The organism is Rhodoferax sp., assembly GCF_044236835.1.
Taxonomy (GTDB): Bacteria; Pseudomonadota; Gammaproteobacteria; order Burkholderiales; family Burkholderiaceae_C; genus Allorhodoferax.
In genome coordinates, this window is record NZ_JBIIGC010000007.1 from 73135 (window position 1) to 84816 (window position 11682).

Annotated in this window: 12 protein-coding genes; 5 read left to right on the plus strand and 7 right to left on the minus strand. The window is 61.8% G+C overall.

Features of this window, described 5'->3' with window-relative positions; translation table 11 throughout:
- Positions 1-58: 58 nt before the first annotated feature.
- Together purB and ACILRC_RS06745 are read left to right on the plus strand one after the other, a co-directional pair.
- On the plus strand, positions 59-1438 hold the full coding sequence (gene purB, locus ACILRC_RS06740) for an adenylosuccinate lyase (RefSeq protein WP_395668590.1): 1380 nt from the start codon (positions 59-61) through the stop codon (positions 1436-1438).
- Between the two features lie 7 nt (positions 1439-1445).
- Positions 1446-2006 (plus strand): YaeQ family protein, encoded by a 561-nt coding sequence (locus tag ACILRC_RS06745; protein WP_395668591.1) that lies wholly within the window; start codon positions 1446-1448, stop codon positions 2004-2006.
- A 15-nt stretch (positions 2007-2021) separates the two neighbouring features.
- On the opposite strand, the gene ACILRC_RS06750 is transcribed toward ACILRC_RS06745, so the two are convergent.
- The gene (locus tag ACILRC_RS06750; protein WP_395668592.1) at positions 2022-2459 is read right to left on the minus strand and encodes a DUF3717 domain-containing protein; all 438 of its coding nucleotides are present in this window, start codon (positions 2457-2459) and stop codon (positions 2022-2024) included.
- Between the two features lie 164 nt (positions 2460-2623).
- On the opposite strand from ACILRC_RS06750, the gene ACILRC_RS06755 reads away from it, so the two are divergent.
- Both ACILRC_RS06755 and ACILRC_RS06760 read left to right on the plus strand, forming a co-directional pair.
- Positions 2624-3334: a TerC family protein gene (locus ACILRC_RS06755; RefSeq protein ID WP_395668593.1), complete on the plus strand. Its 711-nt coding sequence runs from the start codon at positions 2624-2626 to the stop codon at positions 3332-3334.
- Positions 3331-3684, plus strand: coding sequence for a phage holin family protein (locus tag ACILRC_RS06760; RefSeq protein WP_395668594.1), 354 nt, complete (start codon positions 3331-3333; stop codon positions 3682-3684). The genes ACILRC_RS06755 and ACILRC_RS06760 overlap by 4 nt, the downstream gene beginning before the upstream one ends.
- Here the strand turns inward: ACILRC_RS06760 and ACILRC_RS06765 are convergent.
- Positions 3652-5175: a M48 family metalloprotease gene (locus tag ACILRC_RS06765; protein ID WP_395668595.1), complete on the minus strand. Its 1524-nt coding sequence runs from the start codon at positions 5173-5175 to the stop codon at positions 3652-3654. The genes ACILRC_RS06760 and ACILRC_RS06765 overlap by 33 nt on opposite strands.
- A gap of 95 nt (positions 5176-5270) precedes the next feature.
- Between ACILRC_RS06765 and moaC the strand changes: the two genes are divergently transcribed.
- Complete coding sequence (gene moaC, locus ACILRC_RS06770) at positions 5271-5759, plus strand: cyclic pyranopterin monophosphate synthase MoaC (RefSeq protein ID WP_395668596.1); 489 nt, start codon at positions 5271-5273, stop codon at positions 5757-5759.
- A gap of 34 nt (positions 5760-5793) precedes the next feature.
- On the opposite strand, the gene ACILRC_RS06775 is transcribed toward moaC, so the two are convergent.
- The 5 genes from ACILRC_RS06775 to ACILRC_RS06795 form a co-directional block, all read right to left on the minus strand.
- On the minus strand, positions 5794-7377 hold the full coding sequence (locus ACILRC_RS06775) for a Wzy polymerase domain-containing protein (protein ID WP_395668597.1): 1584 nt from the start codon (positions 7375-7377) through the stop codon (positions 5794-5796).
- 6 nt (positions 7378-7383) lie between these two features.
- A complete protein-coding gene (locus tag ACILRC_RS06780) occupies positions 7384-9183 on the minus strand; it encodes a Wzy polymerase domain-containing protein (protein WP_395668598.1) in 1800 nt (599 codons plus the stop codon).
- A 150-nt stretch (positions 9184-9333) separates the two neighbouring features.
- Positions 9334-9801, minus strand: coding sequence for a pilin (locus ACILRC_RS06785; RefSeq protein WP_395668599.1), 468 nt, complete (start codon positions 9799-9801; stop codon positions 9334-9336).
- 433 nt (positions 9802-10234) lie between these two features.
- A complete protein-coding gene (locus ACILRC_RS06790; protein WP_395668600.1) occupies positions 10235-10705 on the minus strand; it encodes a pilin in 471 nt (156 codons plus the stop codon).
- A gap of 182 nt (positions 10706-10887) precedes the next feature.
- Positions 10888-11679, minus strand: a complete 792-nt coding sequence (locus tag ACILRC_RS06795) for a 3',5'-cyclic-nucleotide phosphodiesterase (RefSeq protein WP_395668601.1) — start codon at positions 11677-11679, stop codon at positions 10888-10890.
- Positions 11680-11682 lie beyond the last annotated feature (3 nt).

An 11682-nucleotide genomic window follows, 5' to 3' on the forward strand; every position in this document is an offset into this window, starting at 1 on the left:
GCAACCGTAGCCCAAGCAAGTGCAAAAGTACGCATGGTGCGCCGCCTACAATTCGCCTATGTCGCTCTCTGCCATCTCTGCAATTTCCCCCTTAGACGGGCGCTATGCCACCAAGCTTTCCGCCCTGCGCCCACTGATGAGCGAGTTGGGCTATATGCACCGCCGGGTCCAAGTGGAGGTGGCCTGGTTTATCGCGCTCAGCGACGCCGGATTTGACGAATTCAAACCCCTTTCGCCCGGTGCGCGCACCTATTTGTTGGGTTTGGTGAAGAACTTTTCGGTGGCCGATGGCGAGGCCATCAAGGCCATCGAAAAAACTACGAATCACGACGTCAAGGCGGTGGAATACTGGCTCAAGTCAAAGTTTGAAGCCCGCCCCGAGCTGCAAAAAGTAGCTGAGTTTGTGCACTTCGCCTGCACCAGCGAAGACATCAACAACACCAGCCACGCGCTGCAACTGCGCTCGGCACGCGATGTGGTGGTCCTGCCGCTGCTCGACAAGCTCATTCTCCAACTGCGCGACATGGCGCACGCCCACGCGGACGTCGCCATGCTTAGCCGCACCCATGGCCAAACCGCCAGCCCCACCACGGTGGGAAAGGAGATTGGTAACGTCGTGGTTCGGTTGCAAGCGGCAGCGCTGCGCATTGCCAGTGTGCAAATTTTGGCCAAGATGAACGGTGCGGTCGGCAACTATAACGCTCACCTTTCGGCTTGGCCCGAATTCGACTGGGAAGCGTTTAGCAAAAAGCTCGTGGAAACTCCGGAGCCGCTGGGATTGGGACTGCAATTTCAGCCCTACAGCATCCAGATCGAGCCGCACGACTACATGGCCGAGCTGTTCGACGCGGTGGCCCGTACCAACACCATCCTGATCGACTGGTCGCGCGACGTGTGGGGGTATGTATCGCTGGGCTACTTCAAGCAAAAGCTGCGCGATGGCGAAGTCGGCTCCAGCACCATGCCGCACAAGGTCAACCCGATCGACTTCGAGAATGCCGAGGGCAACCTAGGCCTGTCCAATGCGCTACTGCGCCACCTCAGCGAAAAGCTGCCCATCAGCCGCTGGCAGCGCGACCTCACCGACTCCACCGTGCTGCGCAACATGGGCGTGGCGCTGGGTTATGCCGCGCTGGCCTACCACTCACTGTTGACCGGCCTGAGTAAGCTAGAACTCAACCACGCAGCCCTGGCCAGTGATCTGGATGGCGCCTGGGAGGTGCTGGCAGAACCCATCCAAACCGTGATGCGCCGCTATGGTCTGGCGCAGCCTTACGAGCAGCTCAAGAATTTCACCCGCGGCCAGGCCATGACCCGCGAGCTCATGCACGGCTTTATCGCTGGGCTGGCCATTCCCGATGCAGACAAAGCGCGCTTGCTAGCGCTCACACCGGGCGGTTACACCGGCAAAGCCGCCGCGCTGGCGCGCCGGGTGTAGTTGGTCCATGGCTGCCAAGTCCACCATCTTCAAGGCCCAGCTGCAAATCGCAGACATTGACCACGGCTACTACGCCGACCACGCGCTGACCCTGGCGCGCCACCCCAGCGAGACTGACGAGCGCATGATGGTGCGGCTGGCCGCGCTGGCCTTGCAAGCCCACCAACTTGCCGCCTTGTGCCAAGGAGACGGCACCCTGGCCTTTGGCGAGGGTATGTCCAACCCCGACGAACCCGATGTATGGCTGCGCGATTTCACCGGACGCACACGGGTCTGGATTGAAGTGGGCCAGCCGGAAGAAAAACCGGTGATCAAGGCCTGCGGCAAGGCCGATACGGTGGTGTTGTACTGCTTTCACCATGCCGCCGAGGTGTGGTGGCGGAGCATGGAGAACAAACTCAGCCGCGCGCAGAATCTCTCCGTGTTTCGCATTCCCACAGCACCGAGCACGGCCCTGGTGCAGCTCGCGCAACGCAGCATGCAATTACAGGCCACGGTGCAAGAAGGTGTGCTGACTTTAGGTAACAGCGCACACACGGTGGATATCGAACCGCTGCGCTGGATGTAGCGCACCCCCATTACGTCATGCTTGCGCCGACCCAGGTGCTTGCTGAATGCGTTCGGCAGCGCGCTCGGCATAGCGGTTAAAGCGCCATGCCGTGCCCTCTTGCGCGATGCGCCGCCACACCATGCGCTTGTGCGCAGGCTCCAACTGCGGCCAGTGCTGCACTTCTTCGAAGCTGCGGCCACAACCTTTGCACACGGCGTCGCCCTGGCTGGTGGAGCAAATCGCGATGCACGGCGTATCGGGTGTGCTGTGGTACCAGGTGAGCCACGCGTCCATGGCTGCAGGCGGCATGCTGCTGGCCTCGACCTGGGTGGCGCGGTGGTACACCAGCAAGGCATACACCTCAGCGAGCGCTCGGGTTGGCGCCGGCAGCGACACGCCATCGGGCGAAGGAGCGTGCATGCGCCAGTGGTTGATGGCCGACTCGATGTCGGTGATGTGGATGCCTGTCATGGACGCCTCGGGGGACGCGCATCATAGCGCGACGCTTGTGGTGAAATAGTGGCCCCATCGAACCGCCGATTCTGCGCGGATCGGTGTGCAAGCCAGGTGTCGGCTGCCACCCCACTGATGGAAACATCCCGCATGTTGGGTTCGATTGTTTTTGGAGTCTTTATATGGAATTCATGTCAGCACCTTGGTGGTCCGCCCTGCTCGCGATCATTCTGATCGATCTGGTCCTTGCGGGGGACAACGCCATCGTCATTGCGCTGGCCGCGCGCAGCCTGCCGGACCATCTCAAGAAGAAAGCCATCCTGTGGGGAACGGTGGGTGCGATCGTAGTGCGTTCCGTGATGACAGTGGGCGTGGTGTGGTTGCTCAAGATTCCGGGGTTGATGCTGGTGGGCGGCCTGGGCTTGGTCTGGATTGCCTACAAGCTGCTGGCCGACCAGGGCGACTCGGAAGAACACGGCCCCATGGCCAACACCTTCTGGGGTGCCATGAAGACCATCATCGTGGCTGACGCGCTGATGGGCGTGGACAACGTGTTGGGCGTGGCCGGTGCCGCTCACGGCTCATTTGACTTGGTCGTCATTGGCTTGCTGGTGAGCGTGCCCATTGTGGTGTTTGGCAGCACCATGGTGCTCAAGCTGGTGGAGCGTTTCCCGGTGATTATTCAACTTGGCTCAGCTGTACTCGCGTTCACGGCGGCCAAAATGATTGTGAGTGAGCCCTGGCTGAGCGGTTTTTTTGGCAACCCCAAAGAGCCCATGGCTGCGGTGCAAAGCTACGCGCGCTGGAGTGTGTATGCCATCACCGTGGCCGGCGTGCTGCTTGCAGGATGGCTCATGGGCCGCAAAGGCCGGACCGACGCAGCCACACCATGAAACTGCTGGTGCGCTGGCTGCTGCATGCGGCCGCCTTGTTTTCTATTGCCAGCATCTACAGCGGCGTAGTGGTGCAAAGCTACACCTCGGCGCTGCTGGCGGCCTTGGTCATCGGGCTGCTCAACGCCTTTGTCCGCCCACTCTTGGTGGTGTTGACTTTGCCAGTAACGGTACTGACCATGGGTCTGTTCCTGCTGGTGATTAACGCCTGCATGTTTTGGTGGGCGTCCTCGATGCTGGAGGGATTCGCAGTGCAAGGGTTCGGCTCGGCGCTGCTGGGCTCCTTGATTTACACCGTGCTGGGGATGGTGATCCACCTAGCGCTCGAGCGCTTGTTCTCGCATCGATAGCTCCACCTGGCGAAGCCGGGTTTGCACCACCGCAGTTTCGATGGGGTCGGCGTGGGCAACTTGGCGCGCCAGGTCCTGGGCAGCCCGCAAGCGGCTTGCCGCCGATGCGTAATCCAGTTGCGCGATATTGACCTCCGCCTCGCAACGCACCGCCGCCACCGCGCGGCCCAGTGCGCTGTTGGCGTGGGCCAGCGACTGCCAAGCCAAAGCGTCCCGGGGCTGGTCCACCAGCCAGGTTCGCAAAGCTTGTGCGGCGGAGTCAGCTCGGCCCATGCGGATATCGAGCTCCGCACGCAGCAGTAGCGCGGCGCGGCCGCTCGATTGCAGCCCTTGCAGGAGTTGCTCTGCCCGCACCAAGTCGCCCCGGGCCAACGCGATCTCGGCGCCCAGCAAACGCGCGATCCGGTGCGCTGCGGGGTCGTTGGACGTGCGCTGCAGCAACTGCGCCATCCAGTCAGCGCTGCGGGCATCGTCGCGCAACTTCAAGGCGGCAAAGCTGGCGCCATACAAAGCCGCTGCTTGCGCCGCTGGTGGCCGGCTGGCCCACTTTGCCGACTGCATTTCAACCGCCCATTGGCGCAGGGCATCCACACCGGGGTTGGACAGGACCCGCGCACGCGCCGCCACCAGCGCATGGTCCATCGGCATGGGCGGCAGCGTGGCCGCAGGCTCGGCACGCGGCACCCGCAGCTGCATGTCGGCAATGCGCTCTGTAGTCAGGGGGTGGCTGCGCAAGTAGGCATAACCGCCGCTGTCGTTGAACCGGTTGGAGTCCTGCAGCTTTTCGAACATGGTGACAAAGCCTTGAGGCGAATAGCCTGCGTGCTTCATCACCCCCAGACCAATGCGATCGGCCTCGCGCTCCATGTCGCGCGAGAAGTTGAGCTGGTTTTGTGCGGCAGCCGCTTGGCCGCCCACGATGGCGGCATTGGCGGCGTTGGGGTCTTTGCTAGCAGCCAACACACCCAGGACCATGGCGCCAATCAACCATGGCGCCTGTGCCGCTTGCCGGCCCATGCCGCGCGGTATGTGGCGCTGTGTCACATGGGTGAGCTCGTGCGCCAATACCGAGGCGAGTTCGTCCGGATTCGACACCACCGCCAACAAGCCTAAATGCAGCCCCAGGTAGCCACCGGGCAGCGCAAAGGCATTGACGCTGCGGTCTTTGCCCAGCAAGATCTCCCAAGCAAAGGCGTCGTCCAAGGCCGGTGCGATGTCGGCCCGCTGGCGCGCCGCTGTCAAGAGGCGTTGCCAGATGGCCTGCACATACTCCATGGTGACGGGGTCATCGATGTAGTCTGGGTCCCGGTACAACGCCTTGGCAATTCGGTCACCCAAGCGGCGCTCTGCAGCGGCAGAGAGATCGGCGCCGTCGCCAAGCTCAGGCAAGGCGGACGTTGTCGACTGCGGCCCAACCGACTGGGCCTGTGCGCCACTGGCCACCAGCGCCGCAGCAGCGGCCAAGCCGACGATGCATCTACGAATCCTCATTCGAACTCCATTCCTTGGCGCTCCGGTGATGCCCTAGTCCAAAGGATGCCACCCCTTGGGCCCGCACATTGTTTCGCTCGGGTAAAGTTTGGAGCATGAGCACACTCACCCACTTCGACGCGCAAGGCCAAGCCCACATGGTAGATGTGTCTGCCAAAACCCTGACCCACCGGGTTGCCATTGCGCAAGGCTGCATCGAAATGCAGCCCGCAACCCTGGCGATGGTCACAGCAGGTAACGCAAAGAAGGGTGATGTGCTGGGCGTGGCGCGGATTGCGGGTATCCAAGCTGCCAAGAAAACCAGTGAATTGATTCCGCTGTGCCACCCAGTCGCGCTCACCCGGGTGGCACTGGAGTTTGCAGTCGTCGATGCCAGCGCAGACCAGAGCGCCCATGTGGTCTGCACCGCGACCGCCGAAACCGTCGGGCCCACTGGTGTGGAAATGGAAGCATTGACCGCTGTGCAAGTGGCCTTGCTCACCATCTACGACATGTGCAAGGCGGTGGACCGGGGCATGGTGATCACCGGCGTGCGTCTGCTGGAAAAGCACGGGGGCAAGTCGGGGAGTTTTGTGGCGACCTGAGCCCGCAGTTCAATCGCCCGCCGCAGGCGGGCCATCACCGGTTGGCTGGACCAAACGCCACATCAAAGCGCGCTTGGTAGTACGCAGCTTGTGCGTCCTGGCCAAGCATGGCGGCACTGTCGATCAGCACGCGCACCACCTTCGGTTCCGGCGAGAAATGCAAGACCTGCAGCGCCAGTGCATTCAAGTGCGCTGCATTGGTCGGCTGTAGCGGCGTGGTGGTCAGCTCAGCAAAGCGCACGTAGTCCGCAAACAGCCAGATGCCTTGAAGCTTTTCCAAGGTGCTGTCCCGGTAGGCGACAGCCCGCTGCGGTGCGCCCAGATACAACTGGCTCATGCGCCAGTAATCGAAGGCAGCGAACATGCACAGCGCCAGCACAAAGGCACTGGCACCGCCCCACAGCCAAGGCACGGGCAGACCCACGGCATTGCGCACTTGCAGTGCATCCGGTGTATGCGGCACCAGCTTGGGAACGTCCAGACGCGCCGATTGCGTACCAACAGGTGCATCGGAAGTTGAAGCAGCGCGTGCGCGACGAGTTTGCCAAAGCAGCAGCAGCGCAAGTACCACCACCATTTGGAATGGCCCGTACCACAAGGGGTACTCCAGCAGGCTGTGCACCCCAACCAAACCCAGCACCGACCACGCCAGTTGGCGTGCCGGTTGCCTCTCTTTCCACGGCGCGGCGCGGCGCACCCACCAGGCCAACGCTGCACACACCGACAGCGCCATTGGCAAGCCGACTTCCACCGCCAGATGCAAGGGCAGGTTGTGGGCGTTGTCCAAGATGTCGCAAAAGCGGGTGCCTGGGTACAGAGTGATGAAGTGCGCGTAGTCCAGTTCGCCCCAGCCCCAGCCCAGCCACGGCCTTTGCAATACCAGGTGCCAGACATTGGCCCACAGCACGCGACGGCTTTGGCAATCCAGGCTGAGGTCTTGCAAGCGCGCAACGATGCCGGCTTGGCCTGGATGCGTGCCCAGCAACAGCGGCAAAGTCCAGGCGGCGATGGCGTAAGCGCCCACCGCCACCAATATGGTGTGTCCAATGGGCGTGCGCAGCCAAGGCAGCGCCCTGCGCTGCCACACCAAACTGCACACCAACACCAGGAGCAGTTGCAGCAATCCAGTGCGTGAATTCGAAGCTGCGGTACCCACGGCCAAACACGCCGCCATCAGTAGGCACAACAGGTAGCGGCTGCGGGCCCGCACCGCATTTTGCGCGCCACCTGGTCCGCTGGCCTGCCACCATAAGAGTGCAACCAATCCCAGATTTGTGAGCGTGGCAAACTGGTTGCGTTGGCGCAAGTTGGCATAGGCCTCACCCGGCTGCCCGGTGCTGATCCAGGGCGCCCAGGCGCCGGCCAAACCAAAGTACTGCAGCAAACCCATGCCGGTGCACAGCATCGCTGCCATCAGCAGTGCGCCAGCAAACGGCACCTCCAGTGCCGTCAGCGCCTCGCGCCCATAGGCTACCAAGGCGCACAAGACGACCACGGCCACCAGACCCAGGGCCAACAGCGAGCCCAGAGCCGCGGGGCCAGGCCCAAACACCGGCAAACCCAACCAGGGAATGAGCTGCAACCCCAGCAGCAATGCGCCCACAAAGCCGCGCTGCATCGTTAGCTACCGTGCTGACTGCGGCGCCACATATTTGGCCAACGCAGAGTAGGGTGACTGCCGCCAGTCAGCCAAGACCGCTTGGTACACCCGATCTCCGTAAAGCGCACGAAGCACCTGCAGTTGGCGCGTTGCCTCGGGCAGGTTGCCATGCAGGGCCAAGGCGGCGGCGTATCGCATGGCATGCAGCGCACTCGGAAAGCGGATCGCCACAGTGCGCAACAGTTCCAGTGTGCTGGCATCCATGCCCGGTGCGCTCCGCACCCGGGTGGCCGCGTTGAGGGCTTCCAGTTGGGTGAGCAGCAACGCTTGCGGTGGGTGCTCGGCGGTGTCGCTGTGGCTGAACTTGAACGATTGGAACCGGGCGTCTCGGAAGTCCTGCTCCAAGGCGACGTACTCCACCACCGTCCAGGCCGACACCATGATCAGCGCCGCCAACAAAGCGCCGAATTGCAACCGGCCCAGCACCCAATGCCCGGCATTGCGTGCTTTCTCCAGCATACCCACCGCAAAGAACACAGGCACCAGAAAGTACGCATAGGCATGGGGAAACTCGAACATCGAATGCACCGCCACCGGCAGCACCCAGGCCAGCAAAAACCAATCCTCTTTGCGCTGAATGTTGCGCAATCGGCCCAACCACCAGAACACCACCGCAAGCAGCACCAGCAGCGTGGCCGGAAAGCCGGTCCACACCAGCAAATCCAGCAACAGGTTGTGCGCGTAGGTGAAGTTGTCAGACACCAAGCTTTGGTGCGCCAGTGCGTTCTGCGCTGCCGACACCCCACCAAAACCCCAGCCCCACCACGGCTTGTCCAAAGCCGCATCCCACAGCACCGGCCAAACTGCAGCCCGCGTCCCCGGCGACGCGCTCAACCGGTCGCTGCCCAAGGACTGCAACAGGCCGTCGCCTTGCAGCCAGGCCAGGATCGGCGGCCAAACCCACATCGCCAGCGGCAATCCCAAGCACAGCAAACCCAGCCACCCCGCATGCAGCCTGCTACCGGTCGCTGAACGCTTGCACCACCACCACAAGGCGATAGCCCAGGTGCTGACCAACGCGGTTCTGGATTCACTCAGCACCACGCCCGAGAGCAGCCACAGCACCAGCAGCAGCGCGGTTCCTGCGGCGAGCCGCCGAGTTTCGTAGCCGTACCACACTACAACGACCGCCATCAGCAGCAAGCTTGCCAGGTGATTGGGCTGCGCAATGTTGCCGCCAGGCCTGCGTAAGTCGGGCATGCGGGTAATCCACTGCCAGTGCACACCCCAGTCCAAGACCTGCACCCAAGCTACCAAGGTGGAAAGCAGCGCTGCCACCACCAAGGCCACCGGCAGTACACGCGGCAGCGAGCGCAACCTGCCGTGCGTATCCACCGGCACCGCATAGCCCAGCACCATGGCCTGCATAACCAGCAGCAAGTACAGCCCCACCACCAGCGCGTCGCCGAAAAACAGCATGTTCCCGCTGATCGATTGCGCCAGCAGCACCAGCAAGAGCAGCAGCACCGGGGCTACGGTTTTGGGGATGGCGATACCCTGCGACTCAAACGCTAGCGTCTGCAAGCCTTGCGGCCCGACACCCTGCGGCAGCGCAACTTGCGCCTGCGTACCTTGCACCACACCAGCTGGCTCTTGCCTAAGGTGCTTTTGTGCCGCTTGCAACCGGCGCCACACCAAAGCGCCACACAGCAAGGCGGCTGCCGCAAACACAAACACCTCGGAATGCCAACTCACCCAAGGCGGTAAGCGGTTGGGCACCAGAAACGCCAATGCCAGCAGCGCCGCTGCGAACCACGCTGTCATGCCATCAAACCTCGCTGGTGCGCTCAAGATGGTGCAATGGTAGCTGCAACGGTCACCGCAAGGTGGGCCCCATAAGGCACGATAACGCGACTGAAGAGGGGGCACAAAAAAGGGCTCGAAAGAGCCCTTTTGGGAGGTGAATCAATGGGGTTAATCAAAGGTCAAGGCGGTAGACCGGCAGGAGCCCGGCAAGAACTTTGCCGGGAAGTTGGTCGCAGGCCCACATTCCCAACCACTAACCTGACCGCCGGTAATCACGGGAGACATACCCAAGAGCGCACCATCTGGTATCGCCGGTCCCAGACCGCGGACGGCCACCTGAATATCACCCGTTGCGCTGGTTGCGATGCTTCCAACGTACCTCGTGGGCCCGGTGCTCGCGCCAGTGACAAACTCGCAGCCCCATGCGTTGGCGGCAGGCAATGACGCGGAGTTGGTTTGGTAGACCTCGGTGATGCTGGTTCGGCATTGCGACGCAGCCAACACCACCTCCGACACTTTCGCCCGCACGGTGTAGTCCTGGTATGCAGGCAAGGCCACGGCGGCCAAGATGCCGATGATGGCGACCACAATCATCAGCTCGATCAGGGTGAAACCTTGTTGAATAGAACGCTTCATTGCTAGCTCCTTGGTAAAGACATGTGTGCAGGTTTGCTGCCGCTGTGACCGCTTGTTTGCGCGGCTTGCGGGCTGCAATTTCATGAACCTCGGAGCAGTTTGCGCGGCAGGTTGCCGCGTCGCAGCGACAAAAGCAGTGCGCCAGACATTTGCGTCTAGCAAGTTCCCGGGGGCATCCATCAGCCAGTTGGTCGGCTCGTAGAGCGCCAACTAAATGGGCCTGCCCGCTGCCAGCCGCGGCAGCTCGATTTCCGAGAAGTCCGTCACGGTGGACCATGACGAGTCAAAAAAATGATGCTCCCTGGAGCAAAAAACCATCTGTCGTCTACAGCTTTTTGACTCTAGTGCACCGCATGCTCTACAGCTAAGGCGCCTGGCAATGAAGCACAAAAAAAGGGCTCGAAAGAGCCCTTTTGAGATGTGGTAACTGGAATTAGTCGAAATTCGTTTCGAGCGACCTGCAAGAGCCCGGAAGAAAGTTGGGCGGGAAGCCTTCGCCAGGGCCACAATTCCAACCGCTTACTTGGGAACCATTGACCACGGGGGACATTTGCAGGAAAGCGCCGTCATCAATTGCCGGAGCCAAGTTCCGAACAGCCACACGAATATCGCCCGTTGCACTGGTTGCGATACTGTCCACGAATCTGGTTGGACCAACACTTGCCCCGGAGACAAACTCGCATCCCCAGGCATTTCCTGCAGGCAAGGACGCAGTGTTGGTTGTTTGGTAGACCTCGGTGATGCTGGTTCTGCATTGCGACGCTGCCAGTATCACCTCCGACACCCGCGCCCGCACCGTGTAGTCCTGGTATGCAGGCAAAGCCACCGCCGCCAGAATGCCGATGATGGCAACCACAATCATCAGCTCGATCAGGGTGAAACCCTTTTGAATAGAACGCTTCATCGTTAGCTCCTTAGAAAAAACACAGACTGTGTTGCTAACGTTCCGCAGGTTCTGTGCCAGGCCAGCGCCAGTGCCCCAACGGGTACTTTCTGTGCAATTTGCCACGCCACACGCGCTAGGTGCGCGCAAGAAAGTGACAAAAAACGGCGCGCCTGACATTTGTGTCAGACCCAGGTGGTCACTCAGACCTCGAACTGGTGGCCAGCGCGCAGCCAGCGAATGTCGAGTGCCGTAGCGTCATGCTCGACTTGGGTGGGGCGAAAGCGCTGGATCTCCGCCATGATGAGTTCAGTCTCTGCCGGTTTGGTGTGGGTGATGTAGATGGGGTAGTGCCGGCCCGGGGCAATGTGCTTGAGCTCTTCGGCCAGCGAAAGTGGGGAGAGATGCAGGCTGCGCTGTGCGAGGTCTTTCTCGCGGTTGCTGAACGCCGTTTCGATCACCAGCGCGGCGACCGGCAGCTGGTTGATGCGGCGCCAAAAGGCAGGGTTGCGCTCGGTGTCGCCACTAAAGACCCAGCAGCCGGTGTTGCCATGGATGGCAAAGCCCACGGCTGGCACCGTGTGGACCGCAGGCAGCACCTCCACCTGCAGGTCGCCCAGGCGCAGGATCTGTTCGCATTGGATTTCGTGGAAGCGAACGAAGGGCTGTTCCGGCGTGGGGATGCGGCTGAAGTCGGGCCAGATGACGTCATTGAAGATGTGCGCCTTGAGCGCCGCGATGGTGCCTGCCAATGCATGGATGCGCAGCGGGGTTTTGCGCTGGGAGGCCACCGAATCGACCATCAGCGGCAAGGCGGCCACATGGTCTAGGTGCGAGTGGGTGAGCAAAACGTCGTCCACCGCACACATTTCTTCCAGAGTCAGGTCGCCCACCCCGGTGCCCGCGTCCACCAGCAAACCACCGTCGATCAGAAACGAGGTGGTTCGGCAGTCTTTGGCGATGGCGCCGGAGCAGCCTAGAACACGGACTCTCACAAT

Excerpts from the sequence above, each read along its gene's own strand:
- ACILRC_RS06750 (WP_395668592.1), bottom strand. The coding sequence starts at position 2,459 with ATGACAGGCATCCACATCACCGACATCGAGTCGGCCATCAACCACTGG.
- ACILRC_RS06775 (WP_395668597.1), bottom strand. The coding sequence starts at position 7,377 with ATGCAGCGCGGCTTTGTGGGCGCATTGCTGCTGGGGTTGCAGCTCATT.
- ACILRC_RS06780 (WP_395668598.1), bottom strand. The coding sequence starts at position 9,183 with ATGACAGCGTGGTTCGCAGCGGCGCTGCTGGCATTGGCGTTTCTGGTG.
- ACILRC_RS06760 (WP_395668594.1), top strand. The coding sequence starts at position 3,331 with ATGAAACTGCTGGTGCGCTGGCTGCTGCATGCGGCCGCCTTGTTTTCT.
- ACILRC_RS06790 (WP_395668600.1), bottom strand. The coding sequence starts at position 10,705 with ATGAAGCGTTCTATTCAAAAGGGTTTCACCCTGATCGAGCTGATGATT.
- purB (WP_395668590.1), top strand. The coding sequence starts at position 59 with ATGTCGCTCTCTGCCATCTCTGCAATTTCCCCCTTAGACGGGCGCTAT.
- ACILRC_RS06755 (WP_395668593.1), top strand. The coding sequence starts at position 2,624 with ATGGAATTCATGTCAGCACCTTGGTGGTCCGCCCTGCTCGCGATCATT.
- ACILRC_RS06785 (WP_395668599.1), bottom strand. The coding sequence starts at position 9,801 with ATGAAGCGTTCTATTCAACAAGGTTTCACCCTGATCGAGCTGATGATT.
- ACILRC_RS06745 (WP_395668591.1), top strand. The coding sequence starts at position 1,446 with ATGGCTGCCAAGTCCACCATCTTCAAGGCCCAGCTGCAAATCGCAGAC.
- moaC (WP_395668596.1), top strand. The coding sequence starts at position 5,271 with ATGAGCACACTCACCCACTTCGACGCGCAAGGCCAAGCCCACATGGTA.
- ACILRC_RS06765 (WP_395668595.1), bottom strand. The coding sequence starts at position 5,175 with ATGAGGATTCGTAGATGCATCGTCGGCTTGGCCGCTGCTGCGGCGCTG.